Source organism: Gordonia sp. CPCC 205515, assembly GCF_048537925.1.
GTDB lineage: Bacteria > Actinomycetota > Actinomycetes > Mycobacteriales > Mycobacteriaceae > Gordonia.
The window spans coordinates 54,670-72,062 of record NZ_JBCLVJ010000014.1; the positions used below are offsets into that span (position 1 = coordinate 54,670).

The 17,393-nt window shown below is 68.3% G+C and carries 16 protein-coding genes; 5 read left to right on the forward strand and 11 right to left on the reverse strand.

Annotated features, from left to right (window positions below; all coding sequences use genetic code 11):
- Positions 1-7 precede the first annotated feature (7 nt).
- A complete protein-coding gene (locus tag AAFP30_RS21125; protein ID WP_419231982.1) occupies positions 8-418 on the reverse strand; it encodes a hypothetical protein in 411 nt (136 codons plus the stop codon).
- Complete coding sequence (locus tag AAFP30_RS21130; protein WP_419231983.1) at positions 415-1,407, reverse strand: acyl-ACP desaturase; 993 nt, start codon at positions 1,405-1,407, stop codon at positions 415-417. Before AAFP30_RS21130 ends, AAFP30_RS21125 begins: the two co-directional genes overlap by 4 nt.
- A 205-nt stretch (positions 1,408-1,612) precedes the next feature.
- On the opposite strand from AAFP30_RS21130, the gene AAFP30_RS21135 reads away from it, so the two are divergent.
- Entirely contained in the window at positions 1,613-2,296 is a 684-nt protein-coding gene (locus AAFP30_RS21135; RefSeq protein ID WP_419231984.1) for a response regulator, read from the forward strand.
- Positions 2,297-2,447: 151 nt separating this feature from the next.
- On the opposite strand, the gene AAFP30_RS21140 is transcribed toward AAFP30_RS21135, so the two are convergent.
- The 6 genes from AAFP30_RS21140 to mqo are packed head-to-tail and all read right to left on the reverse strand — an operon-like array spanning position 2,448 to position 10,152.
- Positions 2,448-4,091: a GAF domain-containing protein gene (locus tag AAFP30_RS21140; protein ID WP_419231985.1), complete on the reverse strand. Its 1,644-nt coding sequence runs from the start codon at positions 4,089-4,091 to the stop codon at positions 2,448-2,450.
- Positions 4,088-5,521, reverse strand: coding sequence for a cobyrinate a,c-diamide synthase (locus AAFP30_RS21145; RefSeq protein WP_419231986.1), 1,434 nt, complete (start codon positions 5,519-5,521; stop codon positions 4,088-4,090). The genes AAFP30_RS21140 and AAFP30_RS21145 overlap by 4 nt, the downstream gene beginning before the upstream one ends.
- Complete coding sequence (cobO, locus tag AAFP30_RS21150) at positions 5,515-6,132, reverse strand: cob(I)yrinic acid a,c-diamide adenosyltransferase (RefSeq protein WP_419231987.1); 618 nt, start codon at positions 6,130-6,132, stop codon at positions 5,515-5,517. The genes AAFP30_RS21145 and cobO overlap by 7 nt, the downstream gene beginning before the upstream one ends.
- 31 nt (positions 6,133-6,163) lie before the next feature.
- The gene (locus AAFP30_RS21155) at positions 6,164-8,071 is read right to left on the reverse strand and encodes an AAA family ATPase (protein WP_419231988.1); all 1,908 of its coding nucleotides are present in this window, start codon (positions 8,069-8,071) and stop codon (positions 6,164-6,166) included.
- Positions 8,068-8,559, reverse strand: coding sequence for a GNAT family N-acetyltransferase (locus tag AAFP30_RS21160; RefSeq protein WP_419231989.1), 492 nt, complete (start codon positions 8,557-8,559; stop codon positions 8,068-8,070). Before AAFP30_RS21160 ends, AAFP30_RS21155 begins: the two co-directional genes overlap by 4 nt.
- Positions 8,560-8,610: 51 nt before the next feature.
- Positions 8,611-10,152 (reverse strand): malate dehydrogenase (quinone), encoded by a 1,542-nt coding sequence (gene mqo / locus AAFP30_RS21165; RefSeq protein ID WP_419231990.1) that lies wholly within the window; start codon positions 10,150-10,152, stop codon positions 8,611-8,613.
- Positions 10,153-10,324: 172 nt separating this feature from the next.
- Here mqo and AAFP30_RS21170 point away from each other — a divergent pair, with 172 nt between their 5' ends.
- The 4 genes from AAFP30_RS21170 to AAFP30_RS21185 are packed head-to-tail and all read left to right on the forward strand — an operon-like array spanning position 10,325 to position 14,051.
- On the forward strand, positions 10,325-11,350 hold the full coding sequence (locus tag AAFP30_RS21170) for an alpha/beta hydrolase (RefSeq protein WP_419231991.1): 1,026 nt from the start codon (positions 10,325-10,327) through the stop codon (positions 11,348-11,350).
- Positions 11,347-12,738: a mycothione reductase gene (gene mtr / locus AAFP30_RS21175; protein ID WP_419231992.1), complete on the forward strand. Its 1,392-nt coding sequence runs from the start codon at positions 11,347-11,349 to the stop codon at positions 12,736-12,738. Before AAFP30_RS21170 ends, mtr begins: the two co-directional genes overlap by 4 nt.
- A gap of 6 nt (positions 12,739-12,744) precedes the next feature.
- Complete coding sequence (locus tag AAFP30_RS21180) at positions 12,745-13,341, forward strand: sulfite oxidase-like oxidoreductase (protein ID WP_419231993.1); 597 nt, start codon at positions 12,745-12,747, stop codon at positions 13,339-13,341.
- On the forward strand, positions 13,338-14,051 hold the full coding sequence (locus AAFP30_RS21185; RefSeq protein WP_419231994.1) for an FAD-binding oxidoreductase: 714 nt from the start codon (positions 13,338-13,340) through the stop codon (positions 14,049-14,051). The genes AAFP30_RS21180 and AAFP30_RS21185 overlap by 4 nt, the downstream gene beginning before the upstream one ends.
- Positions 14,052-14,060: 9 nt before the next feature.
- Here AAFP30_RS21185 and AAFP30_RS21190 read toward each other — a convergent pair whose 3' ends face one another.
- From AAFP30_RS21190 to map, 3 genes are read right to left on the reverse strand one after another with little or no spacing between them, the layout of a single operon-like run.
- Positions 14,061-14,885: an alpha/beta fold hydrolase gene (locus AAFP30_RS21190; protein ID WP_419231995.1), complete on the reverse strand. Its 825-nt coding sequence runs from the start codon at positions 14,883-14,885 to the stop codon at positions 14,061-14,063.
- Positions 14,886-14,931: 46 nt separating this feature from the next.
- A complete protein-coding gene (locus tag AAFP30_RS21195; protein WP_419231996.1) occupies positions 14,932-16,458 on the reverse strand; it encodes a cobyric acid synthase in 1,527 nt (508 codons plus the stop codon).
- Entirely contained in the window at positions 16,458-17,318 is an 861-nt protein-coding gene (map, locus tag AAFP30_RS21200) for a type I methionyl aminopeptidase (protein WP_419231997.1), read from the reverse strand. Before map ends, AAFP30_RS21195 begins: the two co-directional genes overlap by 1 nt.
- Positions 17,319-17,393 lie beyond the last annotated feature (75 nt).

Genomic DNA, 17,393 nt, shown 5'->3' on the forward strand with positions numbered 1-17,393 from the left:
GTCAGGGTCAGGACGGCAGGCGGCCGGTGCGGCGCACCGCATCCCACACGTCGACGACCGGCACGCCCCAGCGGTGTGCGGACTCCCGGATCATCTGCGCGAGGAGCATCGAGGCAGCATACTCGCCGACCGCGGAGTCGCCGGCGTGCGCGCGGATGTCGTTCCACCAGCTCACATTGCCGCAGCCGGCGGCCTCGGCCATGGCGATGGCGGTGTCGAAGCCGGGCATCCGATCGTCGGTGGTGTCCGGGGCGTCGTCGGTGGCCGATTCACCGCTGCAGGCACAGGTGGTGCAGTCGCCGCACCCGGTGCCGGAGTCGATGGCCAGGTCGAGGACCGGGCCGTTGAATCGCGGACCACCGAAGCGGTCGTCGGCGAAACCGTCGTCGCGGAAGCGGGGTCCGTCGAGCACCGTCATCCGACCGCCACCTCCACCTGCCCCTTGCGGCGGGCGCGCTCCAGCGCTCGGTCGCGGGAGGCCTCGAACTTCTCGACCTTGACGTTCATCTCCTCGAGGTAGGCCCCGAGCAGGTTGCGGTAGTGCTCGCCGAGGGGGCCGAAGTCGTCGCGCTCGAAGATGCGCCACTTCCGCAGCACTGGCATCACGACCTCCGAAAGGTGCTGCGGCAGATCATAGATGCCGCCCTTGGCGATCAGCACCGCGTTGCGCCGGAAGTTGGGCATGGTGGCACCGGGCATCTGGAAGTTGGACACGATGCCGTAAATCGCGGCCATCGTCTGATCCGGCACGAGATCCAGTGCGCCGGCGACGACGTTGCGGTAGAAGAGCATGTGCAGGTTCTCGTCGGCGGCGACGCGCTGCAGCATGCGGTCGGCGATCGGGTCGCCGCAGGCCTTACCGGTGTTGCGGTGGCTGACTCGGGTGGCGAGTTCCTGGAAGCTGACGTAGCTGACCGCGTAGAGCATGTCGAAGCTGTGGTCGCGCTGTCCGTCGTCGGCCGGGAGCGGGTTGAAGCCATGGGTCATGTGCTCCATGCGGAGGTTCTCCAGCTCCACCGGGTCCACGCCGCGCGTGACGACGAGGTAGTCGCGCATCACCACCGAATGCCGCATCTCCTCGGCGGTCCACCGACCCACCCAGAAGCCCCAGGCGTCGTCGAGGGTGAAGTTGTCGGCGATGACGCGGTGATACGACGGCAGGTTGTCCTCGGTGAGCAGGTTGGTGATCATCGCGGCCTTGGCGACCTCGGAGAGTTGCGACTGCTCCGGATCCCAGTCGATGCCGCCGAGAGCGGCGAAGTTGCGGCCGTCGTCCCACGGGACGTAGTCGTGCGGGTGCCAATCCTTGGTCATCTTCATGTGGCGCTCGACCTCGGTCTCACACACCGGCAGCAGCTCCCGGAGCAGGTCGGAGCCGGTCATCTCGGAACCGATCAGACTGGTCATTTCTCTCGAGTCCTCGCTTCACGTCGTATTCGGTTTGCGTCTGGCGTCGTTGTCACACGTCGGGCAGATACCCACACTGCTCGTCGGTCCGGCGAGGTGCGTGTGCCGAAAGTCCCGAATCGACCGGGACCCAAGTGCCGAAAATCTGGTGTCGTAACGCCGTGCATGGGCGCCGGACCAGCTCGGGCTGCGGTACCGTCGGACCATGTCTGCCGCTGCCACCGGTCCCGACTCCGCCGCCACCACGCCGGTCCGCGTGTTCCTCGTCGACGACCACGAACTCGTCCGGCGCGGTCTGCGCGACCTGCTCAGCACCGCTCCCGACCTCGAAGTGGTGGGCGAAGCGGCCACCGTCGGCGAGGCCCGGGTCGGCATCCTGGCCGCCAAGCCGGATGTGGCGGTCCTCGACGTCCGCCTGCCCGACGGCAACGGCGTTGAACTGTGCCGCGACGTGCGCGCCGCCGAACCGTCGGTGCGTTGCCTGATGCTCACCAGTTACGCCGACGACGACGCCCTGCTGGCCGCGGTCCTCGCTGGTGCCTCCGGATTCGTGCTGAAACAGATCCTCGGGCACAACCTGATCGAGGCGGTGCGCACCGTCGGCCACGGCGGCTCGCTGCTCGACGACCGCAGCACCGCCGCGCTGCTGGCCAAGCTGCGCGACGGCAAGGACCCCGCGACCGATCCCCTCGCCGACCTCACCGCCCAGGAGCGCGAGGTGTTCAACTTCATCGGCGACGGGATGACCAACCGGCAGATCGCGCAGAAAATGTTCTTGGCGGAGAAGACGATCAAGAACTACGTCTCCCGCATCCTCGCCAAGCTCGACATGCAGCGCCGCACCCAGGTCGCGGTGATGGCCACGAAGCTACGCGACGGCAAGATGTGATTCTCCGCCGGCTGAGGAGCGACGAGCGAGCCTGCGAGCCCGACGCGTCTCGAAGCCCTAGGTCACCGGCCCTTCGAGGCTCGGCTGGCGCCTCGCACCTCAGGGAGCGGGATCGCATCCCCTACCCCCGCATCCCCTACCCCCGCATCCGCTACCCCCGCAGCGGCACCGACCAGATGAGTGTGGTGCCACCACCGGGACGGGTGTCGATGGTGAAGGTGCCGTCGTTGTCGTCGGCGCGGCGGGTCAGGTTGTCGAGGCCGCGGTAGGCGACGTCGGTGTCGATGCCGATGCCGTCGTCGCTGATCTGCACCGAGAGGACGTCGTCGTCGGCGCTGACCGAGACGTCGATGTGGTCGGCGTGGGCGTGCCGCAGCGCGTTGGAGAGACCTTCGCGCAGCACCGCATCGATATGCGGGCCAAGCGATTCCGGGACGACGGTGTCGACCGGGCCGGCGAACTGGACGCCGGGGGCGATCGGGGCGTGCCCGGCCAGTTCGGCGACGATGTCGAGGACGCGGCGGCGCAGCGTCGAGGTGTCGCTGTGCCCGGGGATGGTCTGTAGGTCGAAGATGGAGGTGCGGATCTGGGCGATGGTGCGGTCCAGGTCGGTGACCACCTGGTCCAGCCGTGCGGTCACCGCCGCGTCGGGATTCTCCCCCGACACCGATGCGGCCTGCAGTGTCTGCACCGACATCCCGATCGCGAACAGGCGCTGGATGACGTGATCATGCAGATCGCGGGCGATGCGGTGCCGGTCCTCGAGCACCTCGAGGTCGCGGGCCATCTGTTGCTGTTCGGCGTAGGCGACTGCCAGCGAGGCTATTTCGGCGACACCGGCGACACCGGAGGTGTCCTCGTCCTCCCATTCGGGGCGGTCCCGGTGGGTGATGACGATCCAGCCGAACTCGCCTGCGGCGCGTTGCATCGGCTGGATTGACGCCCAGGATGCCTTGCGGCGCACCAGCTCCGACGGAATCTCCGCGGCAGGCATGACGGTCAGATGCCGGTCCACCGAGAACGACATGTCACCGGCGGTGACCTCGGCACCGGTGTGGCCGGCCACGGTGGTGGTGCCGGCGTCGTCGGTCAGCAGGAAGACATCGATGGCATCGGTCAGCTCCGCGACGTCGGTGCACAGCCGGGACAGTGTGTCGGACAGCGCGATCCCGGCGAGCGGTTCGGAGCCGCGGTGGGCGATGACGCGCATCCAGCGGTGCCGGGTGCGGGCGCGCTCGAAGAGGCGTGCGTTGTCGACGGCGATCCCGGCGGCGACGGCGAGCACCGCGACGAGCGTCTCGTCGACCTCACTGAACTCCAGCGCGGACTGCTTCTCGGTCAGGTAGATGCTGCCGAACACCGAGCCGCGCACGATGATCGGCGCCCCCAGGAAGGTGTTCATCGGCGGGTGTCCGTCGGGAAAGCCCACGGAGGCAGGGTGTTTGGACAGCGTCGCGATCCGCAGCACCTGGGGATTGGTGATCAGTTCGCCGAGGACGCCCCTACCGACCGGCAGGTGGCCCATTTTGGCGCGTTGCGACCTGCTGATCCCGGTGTAGACGAACGCGCTGAGTTGGCCGTCGGATCCGCGGACTCCGAGTGCGGCGTAGCGGGCGTCGAGCACCTGGGAGGCCACTTCGACGATGCGCTGCAACGCATGATCGAGTTCGAGACCCTGCCCCACCACGAGCACGGCCTCGAGCAGATCCCGCAGGATCGCCGGGTCGTCGGCGCCGTGCGCGGCGAGGGCGTCGAGGGCGTCGGTCAGTCCCTTCGGGGTCAATCCCTGGTTCATCCGGCACGCTCCCGGGTCGTCGTCATTGGTATCGCCGCGCGTGCATGCTCAACGAATCTGACCACCGCGGAAGGGCTTCCGGCAGGGTGCACGTGGAGGTAGGACGCATGGACCGACCCGACCGCGACGCCGTGGGTGCCGGCGGCACCGTGGTGATCGCGCCAGGCCCAGGCGGGCGACGCGGCGCCGTCGGCGGGGACGACCGTCGACCGATGGAACTCGTGGCCGGTGACCCGCTCCCCCGCGGTGAACGCCACCGAGTCGGTGACGGCGACGGCGTCGCGGTAGCCGAGGGTCAGTGTCGGGGTGAATCGGCCGACCGCGTCGAGCACCCCGGCCATCGGATGGCCGTCGAGTTCGGTTGCCAGATACAGCAATCCGGCGCACTCGGCGATGATGGGCCGGGCGGCGGCGGCGTGTGCCGCGAGGTTGGCACGCAATGGCACATTGGCCGACAGGGCTTCGGCGTGTTCTTCGGGGAAGCCACCGCCGATCACCACGCCTGCGGTGTGCGGGGGCAGCGGATCGGTGAGCGGGTCGAAGCCGACCACGTCGGCGCCTGCGGCGGTGAGCAGTTCGCGGTGCTCGGCGTAGCCGAAGGTGAAGGCCGCACCGCCGGCGACGGCCACCACGGGCCGGTGACCGTCGACCGGACCTGTCCTCCCGCCCACCGCTGTGTCCGCCGACCACGCGTCGGTTGGCGTGCCTCGTCGGCCGCGTGCGGCCGCGACGATGGCCGGGAGATCCAGAACCGCGCTGATGGTCTCGGTCATGGCCGCGACCGCACGCACCGCGTCGTCACGTCGTTCGGCCGCCGGGATCAGCCCCAGATGCCGGGAGGGAACCTGCAGGTCGGGATCGCGGCGCAGCACGCCGACGACGGCCAGCCCGACGCGGGCGCAGGCCTGTCGCAGCACCGCCTCGTGGCGGGCCGACCCGACCCGGTTGAGAATGACGCCGGCGATGTGGATGGACGGGTCGTGGGCGATGAAGCCGTGCAGCACGGCGGCCATCGACTGGCTGTGGCCGGCGGCGTCGACGACGAGGATGACCGGCGCACCGATCAGGCGGGCCACGTGAGCGGTGGACCCGAAGGCAGCCGGATCGGAGTCGAGGTCATCGGGTCCGTCGCTGATGCGGCCGTCGAAAAGCCCCATCACGCCTTCCACCACGGCGATATCGGCGCCGGCGCAGCCCGCGGCGAACAGTGGTCCGATCAGGTCGGGACCCACGAGGTTGGGGTCGAGGTTGCGTCCGACGACGCCGGCGGCCACCGCGTGATAGCCGGGGTCGATGTAGTCGGGGCCCACTTTGAACGGCGCCACCCGATGCCCGGCGGCGCGCAGCGCGCCGATCAGCCCCGTCGACACCGTCGTCTTGCCGCTGCCCGAGGCGGGCGCGGCGATGACGATCGCCGGAGTGCTCACCACTCGATGCCCTTCTGCCCCTTACGTCCGGCGTCCATCGGGTGGGTGATCTTGCGCATCTCGGTGACCAGATCGGCGGCCTCGATCAGCGCGTCCGGGGCGCGGCGCCCGGTGATCACCACATGCTGCTTGCCCGGTCGATCCCGCAGTGCGGCAACCACTTCGTCGGTGTCGACCCAGCCCCAGTGCAGCGGGTAGGTGAACTCGTCGAGGACGTAGAAGTCGTGCTCCTCGGCGGCGATCCGGCGGGCGATCTCCGTCCAGCCGGCTTGGGCGGCGGCCGCGTGGTCGTCGTCGTGTTCGGCGTTGGCCCGCAACCACGACCAGCCCTGCCCCATCTTGTGCCATTCGACCGGTCCGCCGGCACCGGTCTGCTCGTGCACGTCACCCAGGGCGGTGAGCGCATTCTCCTCGCCCACTTTCCATTTCGCACTCTTGACGAACTGAAAGACCGCGACCCGCATCCCGGCGTTCCAAGCGCGCATCGCCATCCCGAACGCGGCCGTCGACTTGCCCTTGCCGTCGCCGGTGTGCACGGCGAGTACCGGCAGATTTCGGCGTTGCCGGGTGGTCAGTCCGTCGTCCGGGACCGCGGTCGGAACTCCTTGCGGCACTGCGCCTCCTGCTCTGGTCGGGGTGGGGATGTCAGGCCGCGTGGGGTCGCCCGGTCAGGGCACCGAGGCTCAGGTCGGCCATCGGCAGGTACTGCGCGCCCAGCGTCGAGGCGAGGTCGGCGGCCAGTCCGAGGCGGATCATGCCCTGTTCGCAGTCGACGACCACGGCGTCGATGCCGCGGCGGGCGATCTCGGTGGCTGCAGCCTTTGCGCGGGGGGCGGCGTCGGCACCGGCGGTGGCCCGCCCGTCGGTGAGTACCACCAGCAGCGGTCGCCGGTCGGGTTCGCGGTGGGCCGCGCGTTCGATGAGATCGGTTGCGCGCAGCAGCCCTTCGGCGAGTGGCGTGCGGCCGCCGGTGCGGACCTCGGCCAGTCGGGCGACGGCGATCTCCACGGATTTGGTCGGCGGCACCGCCACGAACGCGTCGGTCCCGCGGGCGACGATGACGGCCACCCGATCGCGGCGGGTGTAGGAGTCGCGCAGCAGGTCCACGCACAGTTCACTGACCGCCGTGAGCCGTCGGCGGGCGGTCATCGATCCGGACAGGTCGACGACGAACACCACCAGGTTGCCCTCCTGACCGATGCGGGCGGCGGCCCGTAGGTCGGGGGCGGTGATGCGGACGCCGGTCGCAGCGTCACGCTCGGCGGCGCAGAGCACGGTGCCGAACAGGTGGACCGGTCGTCCGGTGGTGAAATCGACAGCGTGCGTTGTATGTCCGCGCCGGGAGCGGGCGCGGGACCGTCGCCCCGGGTCGCCGTCGCCGACGCCGTCGACCCGCAGCCGACGCATCCGTCGCAGGGTCGATCCGGTGGGTGGGGCTCCGAACACGGCGCCGGAAACCGGTGCGGAGTCCGGGGTTTCGGCATTCTTGTCGCTGTCGCCGGCGGTGGGCTCGCCGGGGGTATCGGTGGCGGGCGGTGTCGATCCGGACTCGGACTCCGGCGCACCCCCACCGGGGCCGGGACCGTCAGGGTCGGGATCGGTGGGGTCGGGCTCGGGCGGTGTGGAGTCGGCTGCGTCCTGCCCGGCCGCCATCGCGTCGTCGAGTTGTTCGGTGCTCAAACGGGATTCGTCGAACGGCTGACGACGTCGCCGATGCGGCAGTGCCAGTTCGACGGCGATGCGCACGTCGTTCTCGTCGACCTCGTCGGCGAGCCGCCACGCGGCATGCGCCACCGCCGTACGCGCCACGACGATGTCGCCGCGCAGGCCGTCGACGTCGAGATGCGCGCAGATCCCGGCGATGCGCCGCAGTTCGGCGGGCGGCACCCGCACCGCAGAGACCTGCTCGCGGGCGGCGGCGATCCGCTCGGTCAGCGCGGCCTCCACCTCGGCCTGCCGGTCGATGAAACTCGTTGGGTCCGCATCGAACTCCATGCGCCGGGTGATGATCGCGACCCGTTCGTCGATGTCGCGGCCCGCGGCGACGTCCACCGCGAGCCCGAACCGGTCGAGCAGCTGCGGCCGCAACTCCCCCTCTTCCGGGTTCATCGTGCCGACGAGGACGAAATCGGCGGACTGGGTGTGCGACACGCCATCTCGTTCGATGGTGACCCGCCCGCTGGCTGCGGCGTCGAGGAGCACATCGACGAGGTGGTCGGCGAGCAGATTGACCTCGTCGATGTAGAGGACCCCGCCGTCGGCGCGCGCGAGCAGGCCGGGGGTGAACTCGGCGCGTCCCTCCGACAGCACGGCGGTGAGGTCCAACGAGCCGATGACCCGGTCTTCGGTTGCGCCGATGGGTAATTCGACCACGCGGGCACCCTCGCCGAGCAGCGGACCGAGGCCACGGACGATGGTCGACTTCGCGGTGCCCTTCTCCCCTCGGATGAGGACCCCGCCGATGCCCGGGGCGATCGCCGACAGGATCAGGGCCAGTTTGAGCTGCTCCTGACCGACGACCGCACTGAACGGATACTGCGCCGGAACACTCACGCCGACACCGCTTTCGGGTCACGACTCATGGACACGTGCGGGATTCCGTCCTCGAGGTACTCCTCGCCCTCGACGACGAAACCGAACTTGCCGTACATGTCGACGAGGTACGCCTGGGCCTCGATGCGGCACAGGTGATCGCCGGCGATCTCGAGCGCTGCGCTCAGCAGGCGCGCGGTCATGCCTTGCCCGCGTCGCGACCGCTCGGTGCACACGCGCCCGATCCGGGAGACGAGACTGCCGTCGTCGGCCGGCGGATCGACAAGCAGCCGCAGGGTGGCCAGCACCCGACCGTCGTCGTCGGCGATCCAGAACTGCCGGGTGTCGGGTTCCAGATCGCGGCCGTCGAGTTCCGGATAGGGGCAGGCCTGTTCGACGACGAACACGTCGACCCGCAACCGCAGTATCCGGTAGAGCGTCGCCGCATCGAGGTCCGCCGAACGGCGGTGCTGCACGTGCGCTGCGTCCGATGAATGCCCTGCGGTCATGGTGTTGTGACTACCACAAGCGCGCACATCGGCACCACTTGCGGCACCGCGCTATACCGACGCCTGGGTGCGATCCGACGGCGCCTGATGCGCGACGGTCCCGCGCTTGAGCTGCAGGCTGGAGTTGGTCCAGTCCCACACCTGCCGGAACAGGTCACGGTTGCTGTTCAGCTTCTGCCCGAACGACGGGATCATGTCGGTCAGTGCCGGCGTCCAGCCCGCGTACTCCTTCGGGAAGCACTTCTCGAGGACCTGCAACATGGCGGGCACTGCCGTCGACGCGCCCGGCGAGGCACCGAGCAGACCACCGATGGTGCCGTCGGCTGCGGTGACGACCGCGGTGCCGAACTCCAGGGTGCCGCCGACACCGGTCTTGCGGATGACCTGCACACGCTGACCCGCGGTGATGATCTCCCAGTCGCCGCCGTCGGCGCGCGGCACGAACTCCGACAGCGTGTCGACACGGTCGGCGCGGCTCGCGGCGAGTTCGCTGATCAGATACTTGAGCAGCCCGAACTCCTGCGGCGCGATGGACAGCATCGGCAGCAGGTTGCTGGGCTTGATGGTGCTCGGCAGGTCGGCGACGCTGCCGTTCTTCAGGAACTTCGGCGACCAACCGGCATACGGACCGAACAGCAGTCCGGGCTTGTGGTTGATGACGCGGGTGTCGAGGTGCGGCACCGACATCGGTGGCGCGCCGACGGCTGCCTGGCCGTAGACTTTGGCGTGGTGCTCCCCGATCAGATCGGGGTTGGTGCAGCGGAAGAATTCGCCGGACACCGGGAACCCACCGAAGCCCTTGGCCTCGGCGATGCCGGACTTCTGCAGCAGGTGCAGCGCACCGCCGCCGGCGCCGACGAAGACGAACTTCGCGTGCACGGTCAGGGTCCGCTGGGTGCGCTCGTTACGGATCTTCATGATCCAGCTGCCGTCGGACTGCTTGGACAGATTGGTGACCTGGTGGCCGAAGTAGACGTCGGCGCCGGTCCGGCCCAGGAAGTTCAGCAGTTGCTGGGTGAGTGCCCCGAAGTCGACGTCGGTGCCCTCGGTGAACCAGTTGAGCGAGACCGGGTCGGCGAAGTCACGACCCGTCGACATCAGCGGCAACCGCTCGGCGAAGACGGCCGGGTCGTCGATGAACTCCATGCCTTCGAACAGGGTCTGTCCGGCGAGACGGTCGTAGCGCTTGCGGAGGTACTCGACGCCGTCGGGTCCGTGGGTGAACGCGACGTGCGGGATGGGGTTGATGAACTCGGTCGGGTCGCCAAGGATGCCGGTGTCGACCGAGTTCGCCCAGAACTGTCGCGAGACCTGGAACTGCTCGTTGATGTTGAGGGCTTTGTCGATGTTGACGTCGCCGTCGGCGGTCTTGGGGGTGTAGTTGAGTTCGCACAGCGCCGAGTGGCCGGTGCCGGCGTTGTTCCACGGGTCGCTGCTCTCGGCGGCGGCGGCGTCGAGGCGCTCGAACAGGCTGATCGACCAGTCCGGCTGTAGACGGCGAAGCAGAGTGCCGAGAGTGGCGCTCATGATTCCCGCGCCGACCAGCGCAACGTCCGTCTTGATCACCGATTGAGACACCTGGTATCTCCCCATGTCAGCTGAGATGGACGACGTCCTGACAGACGAGGTCGTCCCTGTCAACCGCCATTGTTCCCTATATGTGTGTCATCGAAAGAATCCCCTGCGACAAATGTGGGATGAACGACATTTCCGCGTCACAATCGGGACACCTTCACGTGCAGCCGCGTTCTCTATTGTGGTTCAGGTGAGCACAGCCGACACCTGGCAACCCGACCATCTGCTCGATCGCTACGAGATCCGCACCATCGACCTCGGCGACGACCCCGACGGCGAGGCCCCGATCACCGCGACGCTGGTCCGCAAGGCCGGTCCGGAACCCACTCGCAACGGCGCGGTCCTCTACGTGCACGGGTTCACCGACTACTTCTTCCACGAACCGCTCGCCGACTTCTTTCACGCTCACGGCTATGCGTTCTATGCGCTGGACCTGCGCAAATGCGGGCGGTCGCTGACCGAGCACCACACGCCGCACTTCTCCACCGACCTGCGCCACTACGACGAAGAACTCGGCAAGGCCCTCGACATCGTCGTCGGTGAACTCGGCGGCGCCGGTCCGGTGGTGGTGGCCGCCCATTCGACCGGCGGCCTGATCACACCGCTGTGGCTCGACCGGCTCCGCGTCGAGCGGCCCGATCGGCACGCCCACGTCGGTGGGCTGCTGCTCAACAGCCCGTGGTTCGACCTGCAGGGCAGCCCACTGCTGCGCACCGTGCCGATCTCGCTGACGATACGGGCGGGTGCCGCCGTTCGGCCGAAGACGGTGATCCCGCAGGAACTGTCCGACGGGTACGGGCAGAGCATCCATGTCAGCGGCCGCGGCGAGTGGGCTTACGAGCTCTCGCTCAAGCCGATGGGCGGTTTCCCGGTCACCTTCGGCTTCCTCAACGCCGTGCGGCGCGGTCAGGCCCGATTGCACCGCGGAATCGACGTCGGCGTGCCGTCGCTGGTGCTGCGGTCAGACAAGACGATCTACGACGAAAGCTATCCGTCGTCGTTGGACAACTCCGACGTCGTACTCGACGTCCGACACATTTCCCGCTGGTGCGGCTGCCTCGGCGACCGGGTCACCTGCGTGCCGATCGCCGACGCCCGCCACGACGTGCTGCTATCCGTGCGCTCCGCACGTGAGCAGGCCTATCACGAGATCGAGCGTTGGCTGACCGGGGTCGTCGGCGCCCGACAGATCACCGATGAAGGAGTCCGCGCATGACCACCACCCAGGTCGACCTGGCCATCATCGGTTCCGGCAGCGGCAACTCGATCCCCGACGAACGATTCGACGACCGCTCCATCGCGATCTTCGAGGAAGGTGTCTACGGCGGCACCTGCCTCAACGTCGGCTGCATCCCGACGAAGATGTTCGTCTACGCCGCCGAGGTCGCCGACATCGCCCGCGAGAGCGCCCGACTCGGGGTGCACAGCCGGGTCGAGTCGGTCGACTGGCCGGGCATCGTGGAGCGCGTGTTCGGGCGGATCGATCCGATCTCGGCCGGCGGCAAGGAATATCGCGTCGACCGCTGCGCCAACATCACCGTCTACTCGTCGCATGTCGAGTTCGACGGCGTCACCGACGACGGCCGGTACCGGCTGGTCACCGCCGACGCGGTGGTGGAGGCGACCACGGTGGTGATCGCCGCTGGTTCCCGCGCGACCATCCCGCCGATCATCGCCGACTCGGGTGTGCAGTACTACACCAACAACGACGTGATGCGTCTGCCGGAACTGCCGAAGCACCTGGTTATCGTCGGAAGTGGTTACATCGCAGCCGAATTCGCACACGTCTTCGGTGCCCTCGGCAGCGAGGTGTCGGTGATCGCCCGCGGCCCTCGGCTACTCCGGAAACTCGACGACGACATCGCCGTCCGATTCACCGAGGTCGCGCAGAAGGCGTGGGACGTCCGTCTGTCGTCGCCGATCACCGGCGCCTGCAACCTGCCCGACGGGGGCATCCGGATCAACCTGCGGGATGGCGATCACGTCGAGGGGGATGCCCTCCTGGTGGCGACCGGCCGAAAGCCCAACGGCGACCGACTGAATCTGGACTCGGTCGGCATCAGTCTCGACGACGAAGGTCGTGTCGTGGTGGACTCGTTCGGCCGCACCCAGGCCCGGAATGTGTGGGCGCTCGGCGACGTGAGTTCGCCGTATCAGCTCAAGCACGTGGCCAACCACGAGGAGCGGGTGGTGCAGGCCAACCTGCTGAAGGATTGGGATGCACCCGATCTCGCGGAATTCGACCATCGGTTCGTGCCCGCCGCGGTATTCACCCACCCGCAGATCGCCAATGTCGGGCTCACCGAAGCCGAAGCCCATGCACAGGGTCTCGACATCACGGTCAAGGTGCAGGCCTACGGCGACGTCGCCTACGGGTGGGCGATGGAGGACACCACCGGCTTCTGCAAGCTGATCGCCGAGAAGGGCACCGGACGGCTACTCGGCTGCCACATCATGGGGCCGCAGGCACCCACGGTGATCCAGCCGGTGATCCAGGCGATGTCGTTCGGCCTCACCGCACCCGACATGGCTCGCGGCCAGTACTGGATTCACCCGGCGATGCCGGAGGTACTCGAGAACGCGTTGCTGGGGTTGGAGGTCTGAGACGCCATGGCCATTGTCAACCGCGGTTTCGTCGGTCGCCGGGATCGGGATGCGGGGCGGTTGCCGCCGGGGCAGTACCGGACGTTCGACTTTCCGGTGCTCTCGGCGGAACCCACCCCCACCATCGCGCTGGAGGCCTGGCGGCTGACGGTGCAGTCGTCGGATCATCGGGCACACACGTTGAGCTGGAGCGACTTTCAGGCACTCCCCCATGCCGACGTGGTCACCGACATCCATTGCGTCACGCGCTGGTCGAAGTTCGAGACCCGGTGGCGGGGAGTCTCTTTCGATACGATCCTCGGCGAGTTGCCGTGGCCCGCGGACACTTACGTGATGGCCCACTGCCAGGGCGGCTACACCACCAATCTGGCGCTCGACGAGTTGACCGACGGACGGGGCTGGATCGTGGACACCTACGACGGCGAACCGCTGGCCGTCGAGCACGGTGGTCCGGCCCGGCTGTTCGTGCCGCACCTGTATTTCTGGAAGAGCGCCAAGTGGATTCGGCGATTGCGCTTCATGTCCGAGGATGCGCCGGGTTTTTGGGAGAGCCACGGCTATCACATGCACGGTGATCCGTGGACCGAGGAGCGGTACTCATGAGCGACTGGCTGGTGACGACCGTCATCTCGGATGTCCACCACTCGGCGAGCGCGCGTTCGCTGCGCCTGGCCCTCCCGGATGAGGTCGAGGCACGTCCGGGACAGCACATCGACATCCGGCTCACCGCCGAGGACGGCTACTCCACCGCGCGCACCTACTCACTGTCGGATGCCCGCGAGACGCGCACGCTCGAAGTGACCGTGGAGCGGGCGTGGGACGGCGAGGTCTCCCCGTATCTGGTCGACATGGTCGAGGTGGGCGAACCGCTGGAGGTGACCCGCCCGCACGGCGGCTGGTTCACCTGGGACTCCTCCGACCCGAGTCCGGTCCAATTGATCGGTGGCGGTTCGGGTTTGGTGCCACTCATCTCGATGATCCGGTGCCGCGAGGTATTCGCCCCGCAGACACCGTTCTCGCTGATCTACTCGCTGCGGTCGCCGGATCGCCTGCTGTTCGACGACGACCTCCGCCAACTCACCGAACACCGGCGACTGCCGATCCACCTCGCCTACACACGCACTGCACCACCGGACAGCTCACGCCCGGCGGGACGGCTGAGCACGGAGGAGTTGGCCGAGTTCTCGATTGCCCCAGAACGGGATCCGACGGTTTACATCTGCGGACCCAACCAGTTCGTCGAGCATTGCGCGGCCGCGATCATCGCCGCCGGACACGCGCCCGAGCGGGTGCGCACTGAGCGGTTCGGCTGACCACCGGGCTCAGAACACCGCCGACCGCAACGCGATCTCACTGGCGAGGGCCGGGGCCGCGTGCTGCGGTATCCAGTGGTCGACACCGGGCAGTTCGCAGAACCGGTATTCGGAGTAGCAGTAGCGCGAGCTGCCGGCGGCCTGCTCGCGGCTCGACGTCGGATCGTCGTCGCTCCACACCATCGTCGTGGGCACCTCGACCGGGCCGCACGCCAGATTGGCGGCGATGTCGCCCGTGAAGTTGGCCCGGTACCAGTTGAGTGCGGCGGTCATCGCGCCCGGCTCGGACAACGGCACGAGTTCCTCTGCGCTCACCCCGGCGCGGCGCAGCAGCACGCCCTTACGGGCGAGCAACGTCTTCTCCGCGCCCTCGGCGATGAAATCCTTGATATAGGACGACCGGTCACGTTGATCGCTGCCCTCCAACGCATCCCGGATGGCCGACGGATGCCCGATGCTCGCCGCCACGTAGCCGGTGAATCGGTCCGGGTGCTTGGCCGCGAGGTGCCAGCCGACGAGGCTGCCCCAATCATGGCCGACGAGCAGGGCGTACTGGACCTCGAGCGCGTCGAGGACACCGATCGCGTCGGCGACCAGGTGCTCGATCCGGTAGTTCTCCACACCCTCCGGGCGTGCGCCCGCACTGTATCCGCGTTGGTTCAGAACGATTGTCCGCAAACCGCTTTCATGCAGCCGCGGCACGACCTCGGCATAGCACGAGCCGTTGACCGGGAACCCGTGGAGCAGCAGCACCCACTTGCCGCCGTCGGGGCCGCCGATCTCGACATCGAAGGTGAGCTCCCCTACCCTGACCGCACGCTGTTCGGTATCCACCGGCCCAGAATAGGCGACGCAGCGGTCCGCCGACGGACAGTGCAGGTCAGTCGAGGTGGTGGGTGATCGTCGGGAGGTCGGCCGATGCCCCGTGTTCGATGATGTCAGTCAGCGCAGTGAGGTCGATGTGCGCGTCGAGCAGGTCGGCGATGAGATCGACCTGGGCGGTGCGAACCCTGTCGACGACGGTGTCGGTCGCGACGTCGAAATCGGGCTTCCCGGCCTCGTCGGCGATGCGTCGCAGCAGGTCACGGCGGAAAGCGTCGTTCGCCAACAGCCCGTGCCAGTGCGTCCCGCGCACCGGGCCGACCACTGCCCCCTCCGGGCCGAGCGTGTCGTCGACGATCCACGGACGTTCCGCGGAACGCGTGACCCGTCCGTGGTGGATCTCATAGCCGTCCACCGCGGTCTGCTCGGCGTGCCCGCGGACCTGCCGGAGCGTCTTGTCGGCGTGAAAGGTGACGTCGAGGTCGAGAATGCCCAGCCCGTCGACGACACCGTGGCCCGGGTATTCGACGGGATCGTCGATGCGGCGGCCGAGCATCTGGAACCCGCCGCAGATCCCGATGATCGGCCGTGCACGGCGGGCGCGGTCGACGAGGGCCGCGCCGATCCCCCGCTCGCGCAACCACCCGAGGTCGGACACGGTGGCGCGGGTCCCGGGCAGCACGGCCAGGTCCGCGGCGGCGACCGCGGCGGGGTCGTCGACCCAGGTGACGTCAACGCCGGGTTCGCAGGCCAGTGCCTCGACGTCGGTGGAGTTGGACACTCGCGGGAGTCGGATCGCGGCCACGCTCAGCCGGGCATCGGCCGTGTCCCGCCGATCAGGCGGCCCGACGCGTCGGCCGACCGGGACGGCCAGGGAGTCCTCGGCGTCGATCCACAGATCGTCGGCGTAGGGAATCACCCCGAGGGTGGGGCGTCCGGTGAGCTCGCGCAGTGCGTCGAGTCCGGGAGCCAGGATCGACGGGTCGCCGCGGAACTTGTTGATGAGGTAGCCGGCGATCAGTGCCTGGTCGGCCGGGTCGAGGATGGCGGTGGTGCCGAACAGGTGGGCCAGCGAGCCGCCGCGGTCGATGTCGGTCACCAGTAGGACCGGCAGCCGTGCGGCCTGGGCGAGGCCCATGTTGGCGATGTCGGTGGCGCGCAGGTTGATCTCGGCCACCGATCCGGCCCCCTCGGCGATCACGACATCGAATTCCGCACGGAGCGAGGCGAATTCGTCGGCGACGAGGCCGGCGAGCTCGGTGCGCCGGGTGTGGTAGTCAGCGGCACCGACGTCACCGGCGGGTTGTCCGCGCACCACCACGTGCGATCGGCGGTCGCTGCCCGGTTTGAGCAGCACCGGATTGAACCGGGTCGACGGCGCCAAACCACAGGCAAACGCCTGCAGCGCCTGCGCCCGCCCGATCTCCCCGCCGTCGAGGGTCACGACGGAGTTGTTGGACATGTTCTGCGCCTTGAACGGCGCCACCCGCACGCCCTGGCGGGCCAGCAGCCGGCACAGTCCGGTGACGACGAGACTCTTGCCCGCGTCGGAGGTGGTGCCTCCGACGAGCAGCGCGCCGCGCACTAGTCCGGCAGCGTGAGGATCTCGGCGCCGTCCTCGGTCACCACGAGGGTGTGCTCGAACTGGGCGGTCCACTTCTTGTCGGTGGTGGCGACGGTCCAACCGTCGTCCCAGATCTCGTAGCCGAGCCCACCGAGATTGATCATCGGTTCGATGGTGAAGACCATGCCCGGTTCGAGGACGGTGTCGACGTTGGGTTCGTCGTAGTGCAGCACGACGAGTCCGTTGTGGAATGTCTCACCGATACCGTGGCCGGTGAAATCGCGCACGACGTTGTAGCCGAAGCGGTTGGCATAGGACTCGATGACCCGGCCCACCACATTGAGTTCGCGTCCCGGTTTGACCGCCTTGATCGCGCGTTCGGTGGCGATCCGGGTGCGCTCGACCAGATCGGCCGCCTCCTGGGAGACATTGCCGGCCAGGAAGGTGGCATTGGTGTCGCCATGCACCCCGTCGATATAGGCGGTGACGTCGATGTTGACGATGTCACCGTCGGAGATGACCGTCGAGTCGGGGATCCCGTGGCAGATGATCTCGTTCAGCGAGGTACAGCAGGATTTGGGAAAGCTCTTGTAGCCCAACGTCGATGGGTATGCACCGTGATCGATCATGTACTCATGGGCGATCCGGTCGAGTTCGTCGGTGGTGACCCCGGATGCGACGGCGCGGCCCGCCTCGTGCAGAGCGTTGGCCGCGATCTTGCCGGCGATGCGCACCTTCTCGATGGTCTCCGGGGTCTGCACCCACGGCTCATGGCCCTCGTTGGCGGTGGCCTTCCACGCGTACTCGGGGCGGTCGATGGAGTCGGGAACGGCACGGGTCGGCGAGAGGGTGCCGGGCCTCAGGGCAGCGCGCACAGTCATGGATTCCACTGTATGCCTGACGAACGGACCGCCCGAACTCGACCACTAAGGTGGTCCTAAGGCTTTCGGGGCAAA

Coding starts and splice junctions, on each gene's coding strand:
- AAFP30_RS21125 (WP_419231982.1), bottom strand. CDS start 418: ATGACGGTGCTCGACGGACCCCGCTTCCGCGACGACGGTTTCGCCGAC.
- AAFP30_RS21130 (WP_419231983.1), bottom strand. CDS start 1,407: ATGACCAGTCTGATCGGTTCCGAGATGACCGGCTCCGACCTGCTCCGG.
- AAFP30_RS21135 (WP_419231984.1), top strand. CDS start 1,613: ATGTCTGCCGCTGCCACCGGTCCCGACTCCGCCGCCACCACGCCGGTC.
- AAFP30_RS21140 (WP_419231985.1), bottom strand. CDS start 4,091: ATGAACCAGGGATTGACCCCGAAGGGACTGACCGACGCCCTCGACGCC.
- AAFP30_RS21160 (WP_419231989.1), bottom strand. CDS start 8,559: ATGACCGCAGGGCATTCATCGGACGCAGCGCACGTGCAGCACCGCCGT.
- mqo (WP_419231990.1), bottom strand. CDS start 10,152: ATGGGGAGATACCAGGTGTCTCAATCGGTGATCAAGACGGACGTTGCG.
- mtr (WP_419231992.1), top strand. CDS start 11,347: ATGACCACCACCCAGGTCGACCTGGCCATCATCGGTTCCGGCAGCGGC.
- AAFP30_RS21180 (WP_419231993.1), top strand. CDS start 12,745: ATGGCCATTGTCAACCGCGGTTTCGTCGGTCGCCGGGATCGGGATGCG.
- AAFP30_RS21185 (WP_419231994.1), top strand. CDS start 13,338: ATGAGCGACTGGCTGGTGACGACCGTCATCTCGGATGTCCACCACTCG.
- map (WP_419231997.1), bottom strand. CDS start 17,318: ATGACTGTGCGCGCTGCCCTGAGGCCCGGCACCCTCTCGCCGACCCGT.